This window comes from Desulfobulbus propionicus DSM 2032, from assembly GCF_000186885.1.
GTDB lineage: Bacteria > Desulfobacterota > Desulfobulbia > Desulfobulbales > Desulfobulbaceae > Desulfobulbus > Desulfobulbus propionicus.
Genome location: NC_014972.1, coordinates 2,227,016 through 2,248,785 on the forward strand (window position 1 = coordinate 2,227,016; position 21,770 = coordinate 2,248,785).

The 21,770-nt window shown below is 62.3% G+C and carries 20 protein-coding genes; 11 read left to right on the forward strand and 9 right to left on the reverse strand.

The features are described from left to right. Nucleotides 1-66: 66 nt before the first annotated feature. From alr to DESPR_RS17900, 3 genes are all read right to left on the reverse strand, one after another. Nucleotides 67-1,191, reverse strand: coding sequence for an alanine racemase (alr, locus tag DESPR_RS09690; RefSeq protein WP_015724633.1), 1,125 nt, complete (start codon nt 1,189-1,191; stop codon nt 67-69). Further along, nucleotides 1,178-1,633, reverse strand: coding sequence for a hypothetical protein (locus tag DESPR_RS09695; RefSeq protein WP_015724634.1), 456 nt, complete (start codon nt 1,631-1,633; stop codon nt 1,178-1,180). The genes alr and DESPR_RS09695 overlap by 14 nt, the downstream gene beginning before the upstream one ends. 96 nt (nt 1,634-1,729) lie before the next feature. Continuing rightward, on the reverse strand, nt 1,730-1,915 hold the full coding sequence (locus tag DESPR_RS17900) for a ferredoxin family protein (protein ID WP_015724635.1): 186 nt from the start codon (nt 1,913-1,915) through the stop codon (nt 1,730-1,732). 296 nt (nt 1,916-2,211) lie between these two features. On the opposite strand from DESPR_RS17900, the gene DESPR_RS09700 reads away from it, so the two are divergent. From DESPR_RS09700 to DESPR_RS09720, 5 genes are all read left to right on the forward strand, one after another. Then, nucleotides 2,212-2,556: a hypothetical protein gene (locus tag DESPR_RS09700; protein ID WP_015724636.1), complete on the forward strand. Its 345-nt coding sequence runs from the start codon at nt 2,212-2,214 to the stop codon at nt 2,554-2,556. A 129-nt stretch (nt 2,557-2,685) separates the two neighbouring features. After that, nucleotides 2,686-3,561: a DUF2156 domain-containing protein gene (locus tag DESPR_RS09705; protein WP_015724637.1), complete on the forward strand. Its 876-nt coding sequence runs from the start codon at nt 2,686-2,688 to the stop codon at nt 3,559-3,561. Nucleotides 3,562-3,599: 38 nt separating this feature from the next. Further along, entirely contained in the window at nt 3,600-4,580 is a 981-nt protein-coding gene (locus DESPR_RS09710) for a P1 family peptidase (RefSeq protein ID WP_015724638.1), read from the forward strand. A gap of 64 nt (nt 4,581-4,644) precedes the next feature. Continuing rightward, nucleotides 4,645-5,175, forward strand: a complete 531-nt coding sequence (locus DESPR_RS09715) for a lipocalin family protein (protein ID WP_015724639.1) — start codon at nt 4,645-4,647, stop codon at nt 5,173-5,175. Nucleotides 5,176-5,179: 4 nt separating this feature from the next. Continuing rightward, nucleotides 5,180-5,806 carry a LysE family translocator gene (locus DESPR_RS09720; protein WP_015724640.1) on the forward strand — a complete coding sequence of 209 codons (627 nt, stop codon included), beginning with the start codon at nt 5,180-5,182 and terminating at the stop codon, nt 5,804-5,806. 84 nt (nt 5,807-5,890) lie between these two features. Here DESPR_RS09720 and DESPR_RS09725 read toward each other — a convergent pair whose 3' ends face one another. The 6 genes from DESPR_RS09725 to DESPR_RS09750 form a co-directional block, all read right to left on the reverse strand. After that, a complete protein-coding gene (locus DESPR_RS09725; protein WP_015724641.1) occupies nt 5,891-6,964 on the reverse strand; it encodes an acyltransferase family protein in 1,074 nt (357 codons plus the stop codon). A gap of 158 nt (nt 6,965-7,122) precedes the next feature. Beyond that, the gene (locus tag DESPR_RS09730) at nt 7,123-7,371 is read right to left on the reverse strand and encodes a hypothetical protein (RefSeq protein ID WP_015724642.1); all 249 of its coding nucleotides are present in this window, start codon (nt 7,369-7,371) and stop codon (nt 7,123-7,125) included. Between the two features lie 98 nt (nt 7,372-7,469). Beyond that, the gene (locus DESPR_RS09735; RefSeq protein WP_015724643.1) at nt 7,470-8,525 is read right to left on the reverse strand and encodes an HlyD family secretion protein; all 1,056 of its coding nucleotides are present in this window, start codon (nt 8,523-8,525) and stop codon (nt 7,470-7,472) included. Continuing rightward, a complete protein-coding gene (locus tag DESPR_RS09740; protein WP_015724644.1) occupies nt 8,522-10,726 on the reverse strand; it encodes a TolC family protein in 2,205 nt (734 codons plus the stop codon). The genes DESPR_RS09735 and DESPR_RS09740 overlap by 4 nt, the downstream gene beginning before the upstream one ends. Before the next feature lie 9 nt (nt 10,727-10,735). Further along, nucleotides 10,736-12,070: a glycosyltransferase family 2 protein gene (locus DESPR_RS09745; RefSeq protein ID WP_015724645.1), complete on the reverse strand. Its 1,335-nt coding sequence runs from the start codon at nt 12,068-12,070 to the stop codon at nt 10,736-10,738. Between the two features lies 1 nt (nt 12,071). After that, nucleotides 12,072-13,469, reverse strand: a complete 1,398-nt coding sequence (locus DESPR_RS09750) for a TackOD1 domain-containing metal-binding protein (RefSeq protein WP_015724646.1) — start codon at nt 13,467-13,469, stop codon at nt 12,072-12,074. A 351-nt stretch (nt 13,470-13,820) separates the two neighbouring features. On the opposite strand from DESPR_RS09750, the gene DESPR_RS09755 reads away from it, so the two are divergent. The 6 genes from DESPR_RS09755 (at nt 13,821) to DESPR_RS09780 (ending at nt 21,703) form a co-directional block, all read left to right on the forward strand. Then, complete coding sequence (locus tag DESPR_RS09755) at nt 13,821-14,645, forward strand: SIR2 family NAD-dependent protein deacylase (protein ID WP_015724647.1); 825 nt, start codon at nt 13,821-13,823, stop codon at nt 14,643-14,645. Between the two features lie 190 nt (nt 14,646-14,835). Continuing rightward, nucleotides 14,836-15,474, forward strand: a complete 639-nt coding sequence (pdxH, locus tag DESPR_RS09760) for a pyridoxamine 5'-phosphate oxidase (protein WP_015724648.1) — start codon at nt 14,836-14,838, stop codon at nt 15,472-15,474. Nucleotides 15,475-15,563: 89 nt separating this feature from the next. Beyond that, complete coding sequence (locus tag DESPR_RS09765) at nt 15,564-17,774, forward strand: hypothetical protein (RefSeq protein WP_015724649.1); 2,211 nt, start codon at nt 15,564-15,566, stop codon at nt 17,772-17,774. 19 nt (nt 17,775-17,793) lie between these two features. Continuing rightward, nucleotides 17,794-19,218, forward strand: a complete 1,425-nt coding sequence (locus DESPR_RS09770) for an FAD-binding oxidoreductase (RefSeq protein WP_015724650.1) — start codon at nt 17,794-17,796, stop codon at nt 19,216-19,218. After that, nucleotides 19,215-20,474: a (Fe-S)-binding protein gene (locus DESPR_RS09775; protein ID WP_015724651.1), complete on the forward strand. Its 1,260-nt coding sequence runs from the start codon at nt 19,215-19,217 to the stop codon at nt 20,472-20,474. The genes DESPR_RS09770 and DESPR_RS09775 overlap by 4 nt, the downstream gene beginning before the upstream one ends. After that, a complete protein-coding gene (locus tag DESPR_RS09780) occupies nt 20,471-21,703 on the forward strand; it encodes a lactate racemase domain-containing protein (RefSeq protein ID WP_015724652.1) in 1,233 nt (410 codons plus the stop codon). Before DESPR_RS09775 ends, DESPR_RS09780 begins: the two co-directional genes overlap by 4 nt. Nucleotides 21,704-21,770 lie beyond the last annotated feature (67 nt).

Below are 21,770 nucleotides of genomic sequence, written 5' to 3' on the forward strand. Positions count from 1 at the left end.
CAGAGTGAAGTGTGAAGGTAGAATTGCATGCGGCCCGCCAGCGGCATCCGTGGCGTATCATCGGGGTCAGTCGATCATTTCCCGGTCGTTCAGCTTGCCGAACAGGCACAGCACCTCGTAACTGATGGTTTCCATCCAGGCGGCGATTTCGTCGGCGGTGATGGTTTCTTCGCCCTGGCGGCCGAGCAGCACGGCCTCGTCGCCCACCTGCACCCCGTCGATCCCGGTGACATCGACCAGAGTCAGGTTCATGGAGATGCGGCCGACCGTCGGTACTCGCCGGCCATGGATCAGCACCTGGGCGCGGTTGGAGAGTTTGCGCAGATAGCCGTCGTCATAGCCCACCGGCAGGACCGCGATGGTCGAGGGGCGACTGGTGGTGAACAGATGGCTGTAACCGAGACCGCTGCCGGCAGGAACTCGGCGCACCTGGATGATCCGGGTGGCAAAACGCATGGCCGGCCGCAACAGAGGCGGCGCAGCGGCCGCCCTGCCGGTCTCGCCGTCCGGGTAGTAGCCATAGAGGGCGATGCCCGGACGGACCATGTCGAGCCGGGCGCCGGCAACATAAAATAAACCGCCGGAATTGGCAAGGTGGAGACAGCATCCGCCGCCGGTCAGTGCGGCAAGCGATGCGGTGGTGGCGGTGAAGGTCCGCAGCACCTGGGCGGAATTGGCCGATTGCGGCTCATCGGAACAGGGAAAGTGGGCCATGACACCATCGAGCCGCAGATGGGGCGCACCGCGCACCGTTCGCACCAGATCGACGAAATCCTCGGGCAGGACACCCTGGCGGCCCATGCCGGCATCGAGTTTGACATGGACGCCGATCTCACGCCGCTGCAATCCGGCCAACCGGGACAGCTCCGGCACAATCGCCGCATCGACCACCACCGGGGTCAAATCGGCCTCGACCATGGTCGGCAGCGTCTGGGGAATCACTCCGGCCAGAACTAGGATGGGCTGGGTGATGCCGGCCGCCCGCAGCCGCACCCCCTCGATAGCCTCGGCCACCCCAAAGGCGGCCGCGCCCTGCTCGGCAAAGACCCGGGCACAGTCGATCATCCCATGCCCATAGCCATCGGCTTTGACCAGAGGCATGATCGCGGCCCCATCCGCCCACTGCCGACAGATCCCGAAATTATGGATCAAGGCGGAACGGCTCACTTCCACACGATTAAGCGATCTCATTGTTTCGTACCCATTGTATCCATTGCCTCCAGCCCAGACGGCTGGAGAGGCACAGCGACCAACCGATGGCGCAGTAGATCATTCCCAGGAGCGGGCCCGGATGGCCAGCCCATCGCAGGAAAAAACCTGCGGCCGCCATCAGGGCCACCAACAGCCAGGTTTGCCAGGAATAGACGGCTCCGAGACAAGTACCGTCCTGCAAAAGGATGATCCGCCGGATGGAGCGCCGGGCCATGCCATCGAGAATCAAAAGCGACTTGAGCGTGCCCAACGCCAGGGCGACAACAATCAGCAAGCGGCCGCTGCCCTGGCCCATCCACGCCCAACCACGATGCACCAGCATGCCGCCGACCAAGGTCCAAAGCAACGGCGCGGCAAAGAGATGCACCGACCGCCGGGCACCTGGCTTGCGCCACCGGCTGAACCTCGCGCCCCCTGTCATCCGCCTCTCCGCACAGCAAATGTCATCCCTTAAAACAAGTTAAGCCCATCCCCCGCAAGGGATGGGCTTACACACCAACCGAATGTTGCGCAGCAATCAGATTTCAGTAACGGTGATGGCGCCCTCGGGGCAAACTTCAACACAGGTTTCGCAACCCAGGCATTCATCGGAATGCACGGGCTCGGCCTTGCCGCCCTGCATCTCGAAAACCTGCGCGGGGCAAGCGTTTACACACTCTTCATCACCGGAACACTTGTCTTTATCAACAACGATTTCCCACATGGCACAACCTCCAAAATGAATAAATGAAAAATTCAAAAACGATGTTGTTACAACCTCGGTTACAAGGCAAAACAATACGTAAGAATCGATTTTTTTTAAAGGACCGGCCCAGGTTTGTCAAGCTAAAAGAGTGGACGGCATGGCGGCGGGGATGGAAGCGGCTGCCGCCTCCGTGTACCACAGTTGCTTTGTCACCGGGTCACCCGCAGCGGTATTCATTTTTTTGATTTGCTCTTCCGCCAAATAACGGTAAGAAGGGACCATCATTCGTTTCCCTACAAGAGGCAGGGTTCACCATGGCAACAAAACAACACAAAAAAGGCAAGGGTACGGTTTCCCCGGAACAGGGGGAACGGGCCATGATCGAAGGCATCCTCGAAGGCAGCCCGGACGCGGTCGGCGTCGCCGTTATCCGGCTCGATTGCGGCTGCCGGAAAATGGCGGCGGTCAACCAGTCCGGCGATCCGGCGAGCAAAATCATCATGTATCGGGACAACGCCGAATCCATCTGCGACCAGTGCAAAACGGACAACGGACCGTTCATGCGTGTGACGGAGCAGTTCATCAGCTGGAAATCTCCGGAACCCGATGCCCATACCCAGAAAATGATCATTGCCAAAGTGCTGGGCACCGAACAGTAAGGCTCCAAAAATTGGTGCAGTGGCACCGGAACGGAAAAAGGATCCCACAGCACCAACCCCGAGCACCCTGTGCCGGCCGATGAAGCCGTATCTCTCCAGTTCCGACACATTGACATCGTTTCGTCTTCCATGTTTCCCCTATATCCGCACAGCACGCCCCCGGCCCTGACCCATCGTCCCTTGCTCCATCCGCTGTTCCAACAACTGCGTGACGGCATTTCCGAATTCACCTTCGCCAATATCTATCTGTTCCGCCACGCCCACCAGTACCGCCTCACTTCGCTGGCCGACGGCACCGTTGCTCTTCTCGGCCGGGATCGGAACGTTCCCTTCTTCATTCTGCCCTTTGCCCTACCCCGGCAACCGCTGCTCGACGAGCTGTTTCGCGACCACGGCATGATGAAATGCGCCACCACGTCCCAGAGTCAAGCGCTGGCTGCCTTGGGCTACCGCGTCGTCGAGGACCGGGATAATTTTGACTATCTCTACCACAGGCAGGCCCTGGCCGAGCTGGGCGGCCGCACCTACCATAAAAAACGCAATCTGATCAAGGCGTTCGTCAACGCCTACCCCTCCTATACCGCCCGCCCCCTGCGGGAGGAATTCCTCGCCGATGCCCTGCGGGTGCTCGAAGACTGGCGCGCCGGCAACGATCAGGACGGCGACTACGCGGCGGCCCGCGAGGCCCTGGAAAGCATGGAGACCCTGCAACTCTGCGGCGGCCTGTACGCCGTGGAAGAACGGCCGGTGGCCTATGTGCTGGGTGAGGAACTGGCCGGCATGGCCACCTTTGCCATTCACTTCGAAAAAGCGGTGGCCGGCTACAAGGGGCTGTATCAGTTCATCAACCAGTCCTTTGCCGCCGTCCTGCCCGAGGAATATGCAACCATCAATCGCGAACAGGACATGGGCGATCCCGGCCTGCGCCATGCCAAACTTAGCTACAAGCCTTCGGGATTCGTGGAAAAATTCAAGATCTATCCGGCTGAAGCGGCCACCGTTTAAACGCCTGGCGGCCGGCGGCGGCAGGGGGGAGGAAACCCATGCGAACGATTAGTCTGAACGATATTGACGACATCACGATCGGCCATGCCCAGGATACCGAGGCGGGCACCGGCTGCACCGTGATCCTCTGCGAGCAGGGAGCGACGGCCGGAATCGACGTCCGGGGCGGCGCACCCGGCACGCGGGAAAGCGACCTGCTCAACCCCGTCAACCTGGTGGACACGATCCATGCGGTTGTCCTGGCCGGGGGCAGTGCCTTTGGCCTGGATGCGGCCTCCGGCGTCATGCAGTACCTCGAGGAGCGGGGGGTGGGGTTCGATGTCCAGGTGGCCCGGGTGCCCATCGTGTGCGGCGCGGTGCTCTTCGACCTGGCCGTCGGCAATCCCCGCATACGGCCAGACCGGCAGATGGGCTACCAGGCCTGTTGCAACGCCGCCCGGCGGGACGTCGTCGCCGAGGGCAATGTGGGTGCCGGCACCGGGGCCACGGTGGGTAAGCTTCTTGGCATGGGGCGGGCGATGAAGGGCGGATTCGGCTGCCATGCGCTCCAGGTGGGCGCGTTGCAGGTGGGCGCGCTGGTCGCGGTCAACTGTCTGGGCGATGTGATTGATCCCGCGAGCGGCACCCGGCTGGCCGGTCTCCTCCAGGACGATCTGACCACCCTGGCCGACAGCGAGGCCCAGATGACGCAGTCCTATGCGGAACAAAAGAATCTCTTTGCCGGCAACACCACCATCGGAACCATCGTCACCAATGCCCGCCTGACCAAGGCCCAGGCCAGCAAGATCGCTTCCATGGCCCACAACGGCTACGCAAGAACCATGCGTCCGGCCCACACCATGTTCGACGGCGACACCATCTACACCCTGGCCACGGGGCAGGTGGAAGCGGATGTGAGCGTGCTCGGCCTGCTGGCGGCGCGGGTCATGGAGCGGGCCGTTGTTTCGGCCATCAACAAGGCCGGCCCTCTGTTTGGATTAAAGTGCGCGGCGGACCTGCAGAGCAAGGAGAACGGATGAGCACCGGGTGTTCCAGGCGGGCGGGTGCGGCCGATGGTCTACATGCCCCCCACGGAGGCCGGTCTTGAAAAGAACCATCATTGCACTGTTGTTCCTGCTCACCGGTTGTGTCCGCCTTCCCGAGGGCGTGCAGCCCGTGGACAATTTCCAGTTGGCACGATACCTGGGAACCTGGTACGAGATCGCCCGTCTTGATCATTCCTTTGAGCGGGGCATGACCCACGTCACCGCCGAGTACACCCTGCGCGGGGACGGCGGCATCAGGGTGTTGAATCGGGGCTACGCCGAACAGGAACAGCGGTGGCGGGAAGCCGAGGGCAAGGCCTCTTTTGTGGACCGCCCGGATCAAGGCTACCTGAAGGTCTCGTTTTTTGGCCCCTTCTATGGTGCCTACGTGATTCTCGCCCTGGATCAGGACCAGTACCGCCATGCCCTGGTGTGCGGCCCGGACCGCTCCTACCTATGGATTCTGGCACGAACGCCGGTGCTCGACCCGGTGATTCGGGACGCCCTCATCGCCAAGGCGGCGGCTTTGGGGTTTGCCACCGATCAACTGATCTTCGTCTATCATCACCCGCCCGCCCCCTCCTTGTGATCCCATGTTTGACGCCGGTACCCTGATTCTCTTTGCTTCCGCTTCCCTTCTTCTCGCCTTGGCGCCCGGGCCGGACAACATCTTCGTGCTCACCCAGTCGGCCCTCAAGGGAAAGCTGGTGGGCCTGGTGGTGACGCTTGGCCTGTGCACCGGCCTGGTTGTCCACACCAGTGCCGTGGCCTTGGGTGTAGCCGCTATCTTCCAGGCCTCGGCCCTGGCCTTCAATCTGCTCAAGTTCGCGGGAGCAGCCTACCTGCTCTACCTGGCCTGGGGTGCTTTCCGCGCCGGGACGAGTTCCCTGGAGAGCGAGGCCAGCCGGGAAATCGGCCTTGGCCGATTTTACCTGCGAGGCATCATCATGAACGTGACCAACCCCAAGGTCTCGATCTTCTTCCTCGCCTTTCTCCCCCAGTTCACCCGCCCGGAACAGGGCCATCTGCCACTGCAGATGTTCATCCTGGGCGGGATCTTCATTCTCGCCACCTTGCTGGTGTTCGGCAGTGTCAGCCTGCTGGCTGGAGTGCTGGGCCAATGGCTGCGCCGTTCCGAACGGGCGCAGAAGCTGCTTACCAGAACCGCCGGCGCCATCTTCGCCGCCCTTGCCCTGAAACTGGCCACCGCCAGCCGCTGATCCGCTCCCCTCACTGTCAGTCCGCCAACCAGCGCGGGAAAATACCCCTTCTTTGTTTCCGTTTCGCGATTCGGCCGCTTTCCATCAGCGGCCGCCGGTGATCAGGCCGAGCGGTCCAGGGCAGAACCTGGCCAGGAACCGATGGCAGCCGACCAGCAGGGCCATCACCAGTACCGGAATGGTCAGATAGAGCGTCAGCATGGTGTAGGCGCCGTCGAGCGGGATAAAGCGAAAAGCCAGCAGACGAACGATGCCCAGCAGCGGTTCATGGGCCGCATAGACAAAAAAGCTGGCGCCGCCAAGGGTGATCAGGGCGTCGCGCAGCCGTGGCCACGCCAGAATCGGCTTGGTGACGCACAGGGCCGCCAGCACGCCGACAATCAGACCGGTGCGGTGGAGGTAGACGTTGAACCAGGCATGATACCAGATGACGTCGGCGACCAGCATCGGCACATAGAGGCCATAGATGGGCTTGGCGAAGCGGTCAAAGGCGAACAGATTCTCGCCCTTGATGCCGCATAGGGCGCCGGCGGAAAAGAACAGCACGCCCACCGCCCCCGGCATGGCGACCGGCCAGGTATCCGTCACCCAGCAAAGATAAACGACGATGAAAAAGGGGATGGGCACGAAGCGGACAATAACGGCCAGCAGCGGCGCCAGCAGCACCAGGAGCATCAGGTCGCGGATGAACCAGAAATGATAGGCGATCGGGTAGCCCTTGAGGCCAAGGAGAGCGTTGAGGTAGTCAAAGGCGCCGTATTGGGCGATTTTTTTGCCCAGTCCGGTAAAATAGGGCTGGATCGACGGAATGGCCTGGGCAAGGGCAAAAAACGCCAACGCCGCCAGGTTCCAGAAAAGAAAGGGGATGAGCAGGCTGCGCAGCCGGGTCATGATCTTGTGCACATACGTCCGTCGTGACCAGTGGAAGGTGGCAAAAAACAGATACCCTGCCATGAGAAAAAACAACGGCACCGCGATACGGGCGATCCCCTCCGAGAGCAGGATGCGGATCCAATTGGTCAGGGCGTTGAGCTGGTCGGTGCCGAGACTGCCGCCCGAATAGTGGATCACCGTGTTGTAGGCATGGATGTAGATGACGCCGATGATCGGAGGAAAGCGAAGCAGCTTGAGGCGCAGCGAGGACTCGTTGTCTATCATGATTGTTGGCTATGGGGAAAACAGGGAGACAGAAAATAGATAGATGGAGCAGACAGCGACACCTTCATTGGACGCGACACGTCACCGCCGAGCCGCGCGGGGGGCAACAGGATGAACCGTCGCCCTCCAGCCGTCGACTGGTCGAGCCAGGCCGTTGCTCAGCGACGATGGTGGCCGCCGTGCGGATAGCCTCGATGGCTGCCACGTCCCTCGTGATAGGTAAAATCGAAAAAAATGTTCGGATAGAGAAAAATCCAGCCCGGATCGGCGTAGAGGGCCGGAGGCCGATACGGGGTATAATACGGTCCATAGGGATAGGCATCGTAATAGTACGGGTCGTGATAATAGCCCACACAACCGCCGCAGGCCAGAAGCAGGATTGCGGCCGCAAGCAAACGACATTTCATGGTTCACCTTCCTTGCCGCCCGCAAGAGGGGCGATAGGCGGCACTATACCACAACGCCGCCGAAAAAGGACTCTTTTCCTGCCACTCTTCCAGGACCGTTACCACGCGCGATGAAAACGGACCCGGACCGGCAGTCCCTCGATGGCCTGCTGGACAGGCAGCGGTTTGACCGGATCGAGGGTCACCAGTACCATCATTTCGCGGCTGCCGATCGCCGAACTAAGCTCCGCCGGAAGACGGCGCGTCTGGCCGGGTGCGTCCCGCACCGTTGCCTCCAGGGACAGATCGCCGGCAACGGTGACCGTGGCCCGCGTTCCCGCGCTCACCCACTTGACCTGTTCCGGCCGCATATAGGCCTCCACATGGGGCCGTTCCTGCCGGCCGATCACTAGCACCCCCGCGCCGGCGTCCAGCACGCTGCCCCGTTCAGCCAGAATCTCCAGCACCGTGCCGTCGCCGTCGGCAACAAGCGTCAACGGCTGCCGTTGCGCCTGCAACAGAGGGAGTTGCCGTTGCAACTGCTCACGGGAGAGAGGGGCTCCCGTGGCCGGCGATGACGGCACCGCTGCCTGCCCCTCGGCCTCGGTTCGTTCCAGTTGCGCCTGGACTAGGACATGCCGCGCCGCGTCAAGCTGGGAGCGGATTGCATTGACCTCGGCCTCGGTGGCCGCTCCCTGGGCGCGCAAACGGGCGACAACGGCCAGGCGCTGCTCCTGATGGGCCACGGCCCTGGCCGCATGCAGCTCCTGCTGGCGATAAAGGGCCAGCCTCTTTGGTCCGGCAAGCGATCCGGACACTGGTTCCAGCATCGTCTCCACGGTTTCGATTTGCTGTTCAAGCTTGGGCGCGCTCAGCCGCGCCACCTCTTGGCCCCGCCGTACCCGTTCACCCGGCTGGACAAGGACGCGGTCAACCACGCTCTCGGTCACCGCGACCAGGGTTTCCTTGTCCAGGACAACGACGCCGGGCGCGGTCACCACCACCAACGGCAGAACCAGCTGGTAGAGCAGATAGAAGAACGGACTGGCCACCAGGGCGAGGATGATCCACCAGCGCCAGGAAGCAACGGCCCGCCTTCCCGGCGTATAGGGAACCTTCATCCCCTGGCTGACATCCGCGGGCTGTTGCTCCCGTTGACTGAAACGAATGTTCATGGTTGCATCTCCTGCCACCGGCTCCAATCCTGGACCACGAGACCATGAAAATTGGGAGCGGCGAGCAACTGGGCCAACCGGGTCATGCGGGCGGTGAACTGTGCCCGGCCCGCCTGATAATGACTTTCCTCGGTCGACAACTCCGGTTCCACGCTCTGAGCCACGGAAAAACGCTGGCGCGGGAACGCTTGGAGGATGGGGGTGGCCACCTCTGCCACCCGTTGCGGATTGGCCGCATAGATCATCAACACCACCTCCGTCACCTGCAGACGATCAAGCATGGCCCCTAACTCCTTCTTTTTCCCGTTCGGCTTCAGGGTCCGCGGATGCAGGCTCACCCCGACGGGCCAGGGGCTGGCCCGCCTGGCCGCCTCGACCGTGGCGGCCCACTCTGTGAGCATCTTGGTATCACGTCGATGCCGCTCATCCAGCTGATCGATTTCAAGATCCAGATGCAGGCCGGCAAAGGGTAGGTCCGCCAGCGAAGCGACGATCTCCACCAGGCGCGGCCGATGCTGCGCCAGAATCCATGACGGTTCGCCCAGCAGCAGTTCCACCGTGATCCCCTGGCCATGCAACCGCTCAATCCAGGAGGAAAAAATCGCCCGCGCCTCCGGGGTGGCCAAGCTGTCGATCTGCCTCTGGTCAAGTGACAGCAACAGGCGCTCCACGCCCGTTTTCCGCAGGGCAGGGACAAAGGCGGAATCAGCCTGCTCCTGCTGCCGAAAGCGGTCCGATCGCCACACGTAGAGGGTGTTAACACCCCGGCCGGCCAGTGGTGATTCCGCCTCCACGACCTGTTTTTCCGTGCCAGCCGCCGAAACCTCCCCCAGCAACCGGGGATCGATCTTCTCGACCGGGGAACCCTCCTCCCGCGGCCGCCGATCCTCTTGGCGTTGGGCGGCGAGGGGTGTATGGGCGAGCAGGGTAATCAGCTGACCGTATTGCCGGGCCTGGGCGTCCACCGCGTCGAGGGACGCCTGATAGTAAGCGTACCGACTTTGTTGCAGCTGCTCCAGAGTATCCCCCTCCATAGCGATCCGCAGTTTGTTCTCCTTGACCCGCTGGCCGGCCGCCTGAAGCCGTTGGCCGGCAAAGCCCAGATCGGCTCGCGAAGCGCGGTACAGGGCCTGGGCCTCCTCGACCCGGAGGCGGACATTGTCTCGCTCCAGCGCCAGTTCCCGGCGGCATTTGGCGGCCAAGGTTTGGGCAGAGCGCTGGGCGGCATTGTCATTCCTGGCGATGGTGCCCAGCGGCAATTCAACCGCGAAATTGACCCCAAGACTGTACTCCGGTTCCTTGTCGCCGTCATCGACGCCAGCGGCGGTGTACAGATCGAAATGGGCGCTGGTGCCGGCATGGCTCGTCAGGGGAATCTGCTGTTCCAGCCCCCGCAGCCGCTCCCGCAGGAGCGCCACAGCGGGAAAGTCGTCCATGGCCCGTCGCGGCAGGTCAGCAAGATCGTCCTTGGGCCGGGCAAAACGGGGTGTCTGGGCAATGAACGGCAGGGAAATTCCGGTCAACCTCTGGATGGTGTGCAGGGCGGTCTGCTGGGTGACCCGCAGGGTTTCCTGGTTGCGACGGACCAGATCAAAGGAGGAAAGAAACTCGAGCCGGTCGGCTTCCAGCAGATAACCTGCCTGCTGCCGGCGGGTCAGGAGCTGGCGCTGTTTGGCTTCACCGGCAAGAAAGGTCTGGCCCAGCCGCTGTTTTTCCTGGGCTGCCCAGTAGGTGACATAGGCTTGGCGGAGCAGGGCCAAGGACTGGAGGCGGGCGAGGCGTACCTGCTGCTCCTTTTCCCGCACCGATGTCTGGGCCTCGACCACCTCCCGGCGCTCGGCATCGGCACGCCCCAACAGGGGGCGGCGCAGGCCGGCGCGCACATCGTAGGTGGTGTACCGGCGATCGTCGCCACTGAGCGCGGCATCCTCGGTCAAGCCGGTCCCCGCGCCAGCAAAGAGCTTCCATCCCTGTTCACTTTGCCGCTGATCCAACTGGGCTTGGCCAGCCTCCAGATCGGCGGCGGCGATCTGGACCTCATCCGCCCGGATCAACCCGCCTTCGAGCTCGTCCAGCCCATGGACCGACTCGGCGGTGCCGGCCAGCAGGCGCACAGGACACAACAGGAATACCAGCAGCACGAGCAGCGTGACGGCCGGACGGCAGGCAAGCGGTGCACGAAACATCATGGGAACACGCATCGCCGCCTCTTAAAACTTGGATTTGCGCAGCACCCACCAGGGGGCCATGCTGGAATCGAGATGGGAGCGGCAGGTTATCTCCCGCATTGTTGCCAAGGCGCTGCCAATCCGCTGGAAAAAGGTGAAATGGGGAAGCAGCGGCAGCAGCCAGGCCAAACGCAAATCCTCGGCTGGCCGGTCCGAGACCAGTGCGACATGAGCCGCAAAGAGCATGATACTGATCAGCAGGTAAAAGAGATAGACGAGAAACCAGATGGCCATGACCAGTGCCGGCGGGTACAGGAAAAACAAGGCCAGGCTGTAGAAAAGAATGATGAACGGCATCACCACCTGAAAAAACAACCCGGTCCACACCTGCAGGATCAGGTTGCGCCATCCCAGCAGGGCGGGCGAAAAACTGAGCGGGTGCTTGCGGATGTACAGGTAGTAGAGGTCGCCGTCCCATCGCTGCCGCTGCTTGAAAAAACCACGCCAGGTGGCGGGAACATCAGTGTGGCCGATGGCATGGGGTTCAAAGACGATGCGCAGGTGGGGATGACGGCCAAAATAATTTTTGATCCGCAGCGTCAGGTCGAGATCTTCCGCCGTGCCGGTGTCCCAGCCGCCGATTTTATCAATGAAACTGCGACGGAACACTCCAAAGGCGCCTGAGATGTTGTTGACCGTGTTGAATTCGCTCAAACCGACCCTGCTCAGCTGAATGGACAGCAGGTACTCGATCGCCTGCAGCCGGGTGATCAGGTTGACCCGCCAGTTGCGCACCCGCAGACATCCCGCCACGCCGACCACATGAGGGTCCTCGAAATGGCGGGTGGCGTGACGGACCATGTCGTTATCAAAGGAAGTATCGCCGTCCAGGGCCATGACAATCGAACCTTTGGCCAAGTGCAGGCCGAGGTTGAGCGAGGATACCCGGCCGCCTCGCTGCCATTTCGGCACCACCATCAGGGAACGGTTACCCAACCGGCTGACGACGGGTTGCATGGTCAGGGCTGCCTGGTGGGTGTCCCTGTTGTCCACGGCACCGTCGATCAGGGCGATGATTTCTATCGGGCCGGAATAGCGCTGTTCCGCCAAGGAGAGAATGGTTCGCCGCACGTCGTTGCCCTCGCCGTAGCAGGTGATCAGGCAGCTCACCCGGGGAAAAAAGGTGCGTTCCTCGCGGACCGCCGCATCCTGCCGCAGGGCATACCGGACCACACCCAGCAGAATGAACAGGTAGACCGGCAATTCCAGAAAAAGCACAAAAGGAATGAATTTAATCAGGAGTTCCATCCATCCCGCGGTGAACGGCATGACCGCCAGCAGGCAGAAGGCGCTCCAGGTTTCAAGAATAATATCCATGTTACGCGAATCCTCCTTCCAGGCGGGCAAGGAGCAGCTTTCCGGTTTCACCGGGGATGATATCCTCCGGGGCGGTGAAGACCACGGTCTCGAAGTCTAGCTCGCCCCCCTCGGCTCGGTGGATCATGCTCCGCAGGGCAAGAATGCGCGCCAACACCACCTCGTGGCTCGGCCGTCCGGTCTTGGGCAGCAGCAGCCACAGCATCTGCTGCCCGGTGCGGGTGGTCAGGTCCGTGGTTCGCACCAGTTCGCGCAGCCGCTGGGCCAAGGCATCCACCAGCTCCGCCGCCGTCTGTTTGCCGTGCTGGACGTCGAGTTCCAACAGATTGGTCAGCTTGATGCCGATGATGGTGAAGCGCTCCTCCGCATGCCGGCGGGCCAGGTCAATCAGCCAGCCAACCAGCTGCATGAAATAGCTGGGCGGAACGCTGTTGACCGTATCGAGCAGGGCAAACAGATCCTCCATGGTGCCGCTCTTGGCGGCTTGCCCCCCCAGATCGGTCAGCTCGTAGGTGAAGATCTGGCCGGGGATCAGCTTCTCCGGTGGCGACGGCGTGCCGCAGTGCATGCAATGGGCCTGCACCTCGGGATCGATGAACACGTGGCCACAGCCCTGGCATTCGTAATTCTCCAACGGACGATCGTAGTCCGCGCCGATATGGCGCAACCGGGCGGCGCACTTCGGACACTGGAGCGCCCCCTTTTCGACAAACCGCTCCTCCGGGGCCACCATGCCGCAGGTGAAGCAATGGAGGAAGGGTTTTTGCAAGATGTTGATGCCGCCGCAGCTCGGACAGCAATCGATGAAATTGAGATGCACCCCATGGCAGGCCGGACAGTGCCGAAGGCGGTCGACCAGGGTGGCACGCCGGATCAATTTCCGCTCACCCATCGATGCAAGCCGCGAGGCGACCAGCTGCGCCGACCCCAGCATGGCCTCCAGCGCCGGATACGCATAAAAGGCTTGATTGGACCAGAGCCGTCGCGGGGCAAGCGCCTCAACGGCACGGGACAGCATGTAGCCGGCGATGCGGAGCACGTCGCTGGCGTCCGGCGCAAAGAGGGAGGCGTCCAGCTGCGCCAGCCGCGCGACAAGGGTGCGGCCACGATCGCGGGCCTCTTCCGGTGAGGCGACGATGCCGTCGCTGAGGTCATCGTCCGGATCGCCCAGCGGGCTGGTGGTCAAAATCGGCTGCAGGCCAGTGCGTGGATCCCGGCGCAGTGCCCGCACGATACGGACGGACTCGTGGTGTTCACCGGTGGCGACGACAAACACCGTGGATCGGGTCGTTGTCGGCGCGAGGCTGTCGAAATCGGTCGCGCATCGGACATGCGCACCTTCCGGCGGTTCCTGTCCAAGGCAGGAGGCAGGGGAAGAGACGATATAGATCAGTTCCATCGATTTTTTTCAGAAACCTTTTTTTGTTGCACAACGTGCTCCCACGCCTGTCGCGGATGCGCATGGCCGGAGAGGCGAAAGAGGCGGTTGCCGACGATGATAGGTGAGGAGAGGGCGGCCATTCAAGAAAAATAATTCCCGAATGATAAAATTTACCAAAAGTTGACTTAAGACTTGGAGTCGGCCGATACCATTTAATACCGGCCGCCTCATGCCCGATCCCCCCGGATGCACGGAAAAATCCCTTGAAAAAGTTGCGTTTCTATACTTTAGACAGAAAGGAAAACCAAGGGCTTGCGTGTGACTCCGCAAGGCCGATCACGACAACCATCACGCTGTTGGGGGGCATCCATGCGGGAAGACATGCACCATGTGTTGCGGCGGATCGCCGGCGGAACGGGCAAGATCACCATACTGACCGGAGCCGGAATCTCGGCCGAAAGCGGCATTCCCACCTTTCGTGGACCGGAAGGCTACTGGACGGTGGGTTCGCAGGTCTATCACCCCCAAGAGATGGCCACCTTCCACATGTTCTGCCAGATGCCCGACGAGGTGTGGAAATGGTACCTGTACCGCATGGGCGTGTGCGGCGCGGCCCAGCCCAACCCGGGACATCTAGCCCTGGTGGACATGGAGCGCCACTTCGGCGACCGCTTCACCCTCATCACCCAGAATGTCGACGGCCTCCATCTGCGTGCCGGCAATACCCTGGCCCGCACCTATCAGATCCACGGCAACGTCTTTTACATGCGCTGCTCGCTGGAATGCAGCGAGGCGGTGCATCCCATTCCGCCGGCGGTCAAGCCCAAAACCAAGGACCAGGATTTGACCGACAGTGACCGCGAGCTGCTGCGCTGCCCGCTGTGCGGTGCCCGGTCCCGGCCGCACATCCTCCTGTTCGACGAAAGCTATAACGAGCATCACTACCATTTCTACAGCTCGCTCAAGGCCGCCCAACAGACGGAGCTGCTCATCGTGGTCGGCACCGCCGGCGCCACCAATCTGCCCAACCAGGTGGCCCGCGAAGTCTACCAGCGCGATGGAGTGATCATCGATATCAATATCGAGACCAATCCCTTTGCCCAGCTGGCCGAAAAGAGCACCTGCGGGTTTGCTCTTCAGGAGCCGAGCGCGTCGGCCCTGCCCGCCCTTTTCAAGGTCATGACCGCCGCCTGAGCGTCACTCGCCTCGCACCGGCCCCGCGCCTGCCAGGAAAGGAACACTACTTGCGGACGGCAGATTTTGGTGCGCCGCCCTCGATTATACCGTAACCATTTGAAACAAAAAGATATTCACAAGAGAGAGTTGACCTTGCGCACAGGACAGCTTATTTTGCTGCCGTATCGACGCCTCAAGGAGAACCCAAATGGACATTAAAGGATTGCGCAAAGAATACTCTAACCCGGTCCTCAAGCGGGACATGCTGGCCGCCGATCCCGTTGATCAGTTTGCGCACTGGTTTCAGGAGGCCTGCGATGCCGGGCTGCCCGAACCCAACGCCATGACCCTGGCCACGGTCGGGGCAGACGGCCAACCCACCCTGCGCACCGTTCTGCTCAAGCTGTTTGATACAAACGGTTTCGTCTTCTACACCAACTACGGCAGCCGCAAGGCCCGGCAGATCGGCGAGAACCACAAGGTCGCCCTGCTCTTCCCCTGGGTCAAGCTGGCGCGCCAAGTGGCGATCACCGGCACGGCGGAAAAGGTCAGCTCGGCCGAATCGGCCCGCTACTTCGCCAGCCGGCCGCGCGAGAGCCAGTTAGGCGCCTGGATCTCCAAGCAGAGCGCCGTGCTCACCTCGCGTCAGCTGCTGATGATGGAATTGGAGAAAATGAAGAACAAGTTTCTCAAGGGCGAGATTCCCTTGCCTGATTTCTGGGGAGGGTATCGGGTTCGGCCGGACACGGTTGAATTTTGGCAGGGCCAGACCAGCCGACTGCATGACCGGTTTCTCTACACCCGCCAGCAAGGAAATGCCTGGTGCATCGAACGGCTGGCCCCCTGAACCACCTCTCGGTGCGCAGATACGTGTTGGCCATGGGCCGTATCTCACCGAGCTTTCTTTTTTCCACCTTTTCTCAACGGACTTGATCCATGCGAATCCTGTTGCTTTGCTCCTGCATCCTGACCCTGGCTATCAACGCCCTGGCCGAAGAACCCAAGACCGCTCCTCCGGCCGGCGCCCCGCCCCTGCTGACCGCACCGGCCCCGCAGCCGGCGCCGGAAAGCAAGCCGCCGGCTTGGCTGCCGCAGCCAGGGCAAGCCCCGCCATCTCTCTCGCCCGCCGCAAGGCCGGCTGCCGACAAACCACAGACCGAGAAACCGGCCGTCTCGCCGGCGGCAACGGCTAAACCCGCGGTCGACAAACCGGCGGCACCGCAACAAACTGAAATCGCGCCGGCGGCCAAACAGAACAAAACAGCCAAAAAGAACGCCAAGAACAACAGTCAGCGGGCCAAAACCACAGCCAAGAAATTCGGCCGGGGAAACGATGTCCCCCCGCTGATTGCCGGCGCGGTCGACGACTCGGAATCGGCCCGGCAACAGGCCTCCCTGTGGCACCAGGTGCTGGATCTCCCCCTGACGCTTCGTCAAGTCACGGCCACGCCGCCGCTGCTGGCCGGCATTCGTCCGCAGCACACCAAAGCCGCGGTCGAGGAGTCCGAGCCACTGTTCAAATTTGAATCAGCGTTGGCCAAGCGGCTGGCGCAGCAGGAGGAGAAGGAGCAGAAAATCAGCAGCACCCTGGACATGCTCACCTCGCTGGTCGATCTGCAGCACAACATCAAGCAGCAGATCTCGATTCTTTCCAAAAAGCTGAAGACCAGCGGTTCGGAAACCGAGAAACAGGCCTTGCAGGAAGAGTTGGCCAAACTGGACAAACAGCTGTCCGAAACTGGAGCCGATTTCGAACGCATCGCCACCGGCATCGAGCCCCAGGTCTTTTCCGAGCAAAAAGACGTGAGTTTCAGTTGGAAGGAGGAGCTGGCCACCCTGCTCGAACCGAGCATCAAGGAACTGAAACAGCTCACCGCTCGGGCACGGCAGAAATCGGAACTCAAGGAAACCATCGATGAGTACCACGAACAGGTCGTCACGGCTCAACGCGCGGTGGAACACCTCAACCAGCTGATCAACGAGACCAAGGATCCGAACATCAAGGCCTATCTGGGCGAACTGATGCCCGCCTGGCAGCACATGGAGAAACGGATCGGCAGTAAATTGGAACTGGCGCAGCGGGAACTGGCCAAGCTGGAAGACAAGGATGTCTCGCTGCTGGAAAGCTCGGGCAATTCAGTGCGCGAATTTTTCCGTGACCGCGGCTGGTACCTGCTCATCGCTCTGCTCGCCTTCGTGGTCATTCTTCTGGCCTTCCGCCTGATCGCCCGCCTGCTTTTTTTCATCCTGCCGGGCGCGCGCAAGGAACAGCGGCCCCTCCACGTCCGCATCCTGGACATCTTTTTCCAGATCTTTTCGGTGATCTCGGCCATTTGCGGCCTGATCTTCGTTCTCTACACCGCCGAGGATTGGCTTTTGCTCAGCGCCGCCATCATCCTCCTGGTCGGCATCGCCTGGACAGTGCGCCAGACCCTGCCCAAGATGTGGCAGCAGGTTCGGCTGCTGCTCAACATGGGCTCGATCCGCGAGGGCGAACGGGTGGTCTACCAGGGCGTGCCCTGGCGGGTGGAATCGCTCAACGTGTTCTGCAAGCTCTACAACCCAGACCTGGGCATGCACCTGCGTATTCCGGTGGAAAACATGATCGGCCTGATCTCAAGGCCCTATCACAACGACGAGCCCTGGTTCCCCTGCAAACGGGGCGACTGGATCGCCATTGACGGCAAGCCCTTTGCCAAGGTGGTCAGCCTCTCGCACGAACAGGTCGAGGTGGTCGAACTGGGAGGACGGCGCACGGTCTACCGGACCGCTGATTTTCTGAGCAAGTCGCCGGCCAACCTGTCGAGCAACTTCAACCTGCGGGTGGTCTTTGGCCTCTCTTATGCCCTGCAGGCCGAAATCACCACCACGGTCCTGGACACGTTGAAGACCTTCATCCACAAAAAAATGGAAGAGCATGGGTATGCCGAGGACTGCCTCAGCCTGTCGGTGGATTTTCTCCAGGCCGGCCCCTCTTCCCTTGACGTGGCGGTGCTGGCCGATTTCAAGGGCGACCAGGCCCCGGCCTATCGCCGGATCGAACGGGCCCTGGCCAAATGGTGTGTCGAGTGCTGTAATGCCAACAATTGGGAAATCCCCTTCCCGCAGATGACCGTGCACCTGCCCGGTTCGGAAGGCACGGCCTGAATTGCCCCGGACACGATTTATGGACACCGAGCAGCTCGTCAATCAACTCGCGGCCATTGTCGGTCGGGAGAACGTTTCCGCCAGCGCCGTCGACCGGATCACCCACTCTTTTGACGCCACCCAGCGCCAATGCCTGCCGGACGTGGTGGTGCATCCAGCCAGTGCCGGGGAAATCAGCCAGATTGTCGGTCTGGCCAACGAAAAACGCATCCCCATCCTTCCCCGGGGCGCGGGCAGCGGCTTCACCGGCGGCAGCCTGCCCGTGCGGGGCGGCATCGTGCTGGTGCTCACGCGGATGAACCGCATCCTGGAGATCGATGTCGACAACCTGATCGCCGTGGTCGAGCCCGGGGTGGTCACCGCCCGGCTGCAACGGGAGGTGGAACGGCTGGGCCTGTTTTACCCGCCCGACCCGGCTTCCAAGGATTTTTCCACCCTGGGCGGCAACATCGCCGAGTGCGCCGGCGGACCGCGCTGCGTCAAGTACGGCGTCACCCGCGACTATGTGCTGGGGCTGGAGGTGGTCACCCCCACCGGCGACATCATCCACACCGGCGGCCGGGCGATCAAGAACGTGGTCGGCTATGACCTGACCCGGTTGTTTGTCGGCTCCGAGGGGACGCTGGGCATTGTCACCCGCATCATTCTCCGCCTCCTGCCCAAGCCCGAGGCGCGCAAGACCATGCTGGTCGCCTTCTCGTCCATCGACGGCGCGGCCCGGGCGGTGTCGGCCATCATCCGTGGCAAGATCATCCCCGCCACCCTGGAATTCATGGATGCCTCGGCCATCGACTGCGTGCGCAAGGCCGCGCCGCTCGACCTGCCGCTGACCTGCCGGGCGGTGCTGATCATCGAGGTTGACGGCGATCAAGCGCAACTCGACGGCCAGGCCGCCCGCATCCTGGAAATCATCCAGCCGTTGGGCGTGGTGGAAACACGGGTGGCGGCAACCGCCGACGAATCGGAGGCGATCTGGAAGGTGCGGCGCAGCGTTAGCCCCAGTCTGCGCATCCTCAATCCCAACAAGTTCAACGAGGACATCGTCGTGCCGCGCTCGCGGGTACCGGAGATGATCCGTGCCCTGGAGGCCATCTCCAACCGGTACGGGGTGCCGATCGTCAACTTCGGCCATGCGGGCGATGGCAATATCCACGTCAATGTCATGGTCGATCTGCGGCAATCCGGGATGCAGGTAAAGGTGGAGCAGGCTCTGCATGACATCTTCCGCACCACCGTTGATCTCGGCGGATCGGTCAGCGGCGAACACGGTATCGGCACGGCCAAGGCCCCTTACATCGCCATGGAACTGGACCCGGCCACCCTGGCCACCATGCGTGCCATCAAACAAGCCCTGGATCCCCGCAACATCATGAATCCGGGCAAGATCTTTCCGCCCGAGGAAGGGCAGCCGTCCTGCGTCCCCACGGTTTCGCCATCGCCATGAACGAATTGCATTCACTGGAACACTACCGCGAGGCAATCGCCCAATGCGTGCGCTGCGGCGCCTGCCAAGCCCACTGCCCGGTATATCGGGAGACCGGCCGCGAGGGCTCGGTGGCCCGGGGCAAGATCGTGCTGGCGGCGGCGGTGCTCAACGGCGAGGTCGGGCTGGATGAGCGGCTGCGCGAGGAGATCGGCCTCTGTCTGCTGTGCGGTTCCTGCGTGGTCAAATGCCCCAACCGGGTGCCCACCGATGCCATTGTCGGCGCGCTTCGCCGACAGATCACCGCCGAGCACGGCCTGTCGCCGATCGGCAAGGGGGTGGCGGCCCTGACCGGGTCCAAGTCGTTGCTCAAAACCCTGGTGAAAGGCGCGGACCTGCTCTCGCCCCTGCTGTTCAAAAAAATCCCCGAAAGCAGTGGCCTGCGGCTGCGATTCTCGCCGGAACTGCTGCGGGAACGCAGCCTGCCGCCGATTGCCGACCGGGATCTCTTTGCCCGGGTGCCGGAGTTTCTTGAGGGCGAGGCAGACAAACCGGTGCTGGGAGTCTTTGCCGGCTGCGCCCTCACCTACCTCTACCCCCAGATAGGGGAACTGCTGGTGCGCCTGCCGCACCGCCTCGGCTATTCGGTGTTTCTCCCCAGAGCCCAGGGCTGCTGCGGCATGCCGGCCCTGTCCTCGGGCAACGGACCGCTGATCGACAAGCTCTCAACCGCCAATATCAGGGCCTTTGCCGGCCGCGAGGTGACGGCCGTCCTCACCGCCTGCGCTTCCTGCCACGGCATGCTCGCCGGCCATTCCGGCAAACAGGCGGGCACGCCTTTTACCGCGCCGCTGATGGACATCCATGCGTTTTTCCACCAGCAGGGGCTGGTCGATCGCCTGGCATCGCTTCCCCGATGGCAACAGCGCATCCGGGTCACCTACCACGACCCCTGCCATCTCCGCGGCGCGGGGATCGTCAAGGAACCGCGCGCCCTGTTGCGCGCCCTGCCCCAGGTCGATTTTGTCGACATGGAAGACGCCGGACTGTGCTGCGGCCTGGGCGGCACCTTCACCGCCGCGCATCCGGAACTGAGCCGCACCATCGGCGACCGCAAAGTCCAGGGTCTGCGGGCAAGCGGGGCGGCCGTGGTAGCCAGCGGCTGTCCCGGCTGCATTCTCCAACTGCAGGATATCATCGACCGATCCGGCCTGCCGATACGCGCGGTGCATACCCTGGAACTGATCCACCAGGCCCTCAACGAGCCAGCGCAATGACCGATATTCGCACCCTGGACCTGCGCTATGGACGCGACCGTCTCCAGTTCACCGTCCCTGGTCATGCCGACATCCTCGATATTCGCGAGCCACGGGCCACGGTCAGCCGCGCCTCGTTTCTCGACGGTGTGTACCGTTTACTGCCGTCCTCCCTGCCGCCGGGCCCCATTGCCATTGTCGTCGCCGACAAAACCCGCCTCTGCGACTATCCCTTGGTCCTGCCCTGGCTGATTGAAGCCCTTCTGGCGCGGGGCGCGCAACACGAACAGATCTGCTTTTATATCGCCTACGGCACCCACAGCCGGCAGAGCGAGGAAGAATCGCTGGCTGCCTACGGTCCCCTGTACCGCGATTTTCCCTTCATCCACCACCAATGCACCGAACCGGATCGGTTCATTGACCTGGGGCGGACCAGTCGCGGCACACCGGCACGCATTCGCAAGGAGTTGCCCGATGCCGAACTGCTCATTACCGTAGGAGCGATTTCCCATCACTATTTCGCGGGATTCGGCGGTGGCCGCAAACTGCTCTTTCCCGGCTTGGGCGAGCGGGAGGCAATCTATCACAATCATCGGCTGTTTCTCGACCCCCAGCGCCGCGCCTTGACCCAGGATTGCCAGCCTGGCCAGATTGCCGGCAATCCGGTCGCCGAGGATCTGGCGGAAATCGAGCGGATGTTGCCGCCGTATCATGCCATCCACGGCCTGCTCGACAGCCACGGAAGGGTGGCCGCCTTCCGTTTCGGCAACTCACCCGCCGATTTCCTCGCCGTCTGCAACGAGCATGACGCCCTCTACCGTGCGGCAACGAACAAACAATATGAATTGGTCCTGGCCTCGGCAGGCGGTTATCCCAAGGACATCAACATGATTCAGACCCACAAGGCCATTGACAACGCGGCCGCCTTTGTCCGTGACGGCGGCACCCTGATCCTGCTGGCCGAGTGTGCCGATGGTCTTGGCTCTTCCACCTTTCTCCCATATTTCGATCTGGGGAGCCGGCGGGCGGCCTTTGATCGCCTGGCCGCCAAGTACAGCGGCAACGGCGGCACGGCCCTGGCGATGATGGCCAAAACCGAGCGCATCCGCATCTGTCTGGTCACCGCGTTGGCGGATTCCCTGTGCCGACGAATCGGCATTGGCCGCATCAGCGGCCACCAAGCGGCCGAACAGGCCGCCCAGGCAGGTGAATTGGCGGTGATCGCCAATGCCTCGATGCTGATTCGCTGACGCGCTTGAGCCAATGGCCTGGAGGCCCACAGCGTGGTTGTCACCGTCCGTGCTTTTGCCTGTTGCC

What these genes read in the sequence shown, in the direction of transcription:
- DESPR_RS09750 (WP_015724646.1), bottom strand. Translation starts at nt 13,469, where the DNA reads ATGGAACTGATCTATATCGTCTCTTCCCCTGCCTCCTGCCTTGGACAG.
- DESPR_RS09700 (WP_015724636.1), top strand. Translation starts at nt 2,212, where the DNA reads ATGGCAACAAAACAACACAAAAAAGGCAAGGGTACGGTTTCCCCGGAA.
- DESPR_RS09725 (WP_015724641.1), bottom strand. Translation starts at nt 6,964, where the DNA reads ATGATAGACAACGAGTCCTCGCTGCGCCTCAAGCTGCTTCGCTTTCCT.
- DESPR_RS09730 (WP_015724642.1), bottom strand. Translation starts at nt 7,371, where the DNA reads ATGAAATGTCGTTTGCTTGCGGCCGCAATCCTGCTTCTGGCCTGCGGC.
- DESPR_RS09765 (WP_015724649.1), top strand. Translation starts at nt 15,564, where the DNA reads ATGCGAATCCTGTTGCTTTGCTCCTGCATCCTGACCCTGGCTATCAAC.
- DESPR_RS09740 (WP_015724644.1), bottom strand. Translation starts at nt 10,726, where the DNA reads ATGCGTGTTCCCATGATGTTTCGTGCACCGCTTGCCTGCCGTCCGGCC.
- DESPR_RS09745 (WP_015724645.1), bottom strand. Translation starts at nt 12,070, where the DNA reads ATGGATATTATTCTTGAAACCTGGAGCGCCTTCTGCCTGCTGGCGGTC.
- DESPR_RS09710 (WP_015724638.1), top strand. Translation starts at nt 3,600, where the DNA reads ATGCGAACGATTAGTCTGAACGATATTGACGACATCACGATCGGCCAT.
- DESPR_RS09695 (WP_015724634.1), bottom strand. Translation starts at nt 1,633, where the DNA reads ATGACAGGGGGCGCGAGGTTCAGCCGGTGGCGCAAGCCAGGTGCCCGG.
- DESPR_RS09780 (WP_015724652.1), top strand. Translation starts at nt 20,471, where the DNA reads ATGACCGATATTCGCACCCTGGACCTGCGCTATGGACGCGACCGTCTC.
- DESPR_RS09770 (WP_015724650.1), top strand. Translation starts at nt 17,794, where the DNA reads ATGGACACCGAGCAGCTCGTCAATCAACTCGCGGCCATTGTCGGTCGG.
- DESPR_RS09775 (WP_015724651.1), top strand. Translation starts at nt 19,215, where the DNA reads ATGAACGAATTGCATTCACTGGAACACTACCGCGAGGCAATCGCCCAA.
- DESPR_RS09720 (WP_015724640.1), top strand. Translation starts at nt 5,180, where the DNA reads ATGTTTGACGCCGGTACCCTGATTCTCTTTGCTTCCGCTTCCCTTCTT.
- DESPR_RS17900 (WP_015724635.1), bottom strand. Translation starts at nt 1,915, where the DNA reads ATGTGGGAAATCGTTGTTGATAAAGACAAGTGTTCCGGTGATGAAGAG.
- DESPR_RS09755 (WP_015724647.1), top strand. Translation starts at nt 13,821, where the DNA reads ATGCGGGAAGACATGCACCATGTGTTGCGGCGGATCGCCGGCGGAACG.
- DESPR_RS09735 (WP_015724643.1), bottom strand. Translation starts at nt 8,525, where the DNA reads ATGAACATTCGTTTCAGTCAACGGGAGCAACAGCCCGCGGATGTCAGC.
- pdxH (WP_015724648.1), top strand. Translation starts at nt 14,836, where the DNA reads ATGGACATTAAAGGATTGCGCAAAGAATACTCTAACCCGGTCCTCAAG.
- alr (WP_015724633.1), bottom strand. Translation starts at nt 1,191, where the DNA reads ATGAGATCGCTTAATCGTGTGGAAGTGAGCCGTTCCGCCTTGATCCAT.
- DESPR_RS09705 (WP_015724637.1), top strand. Translation starts at nt 2,686, where the DNA reads ATGTTTCCCCTATATCCGCACAGCACGCCCCCGGCCCTGACCCATCGT.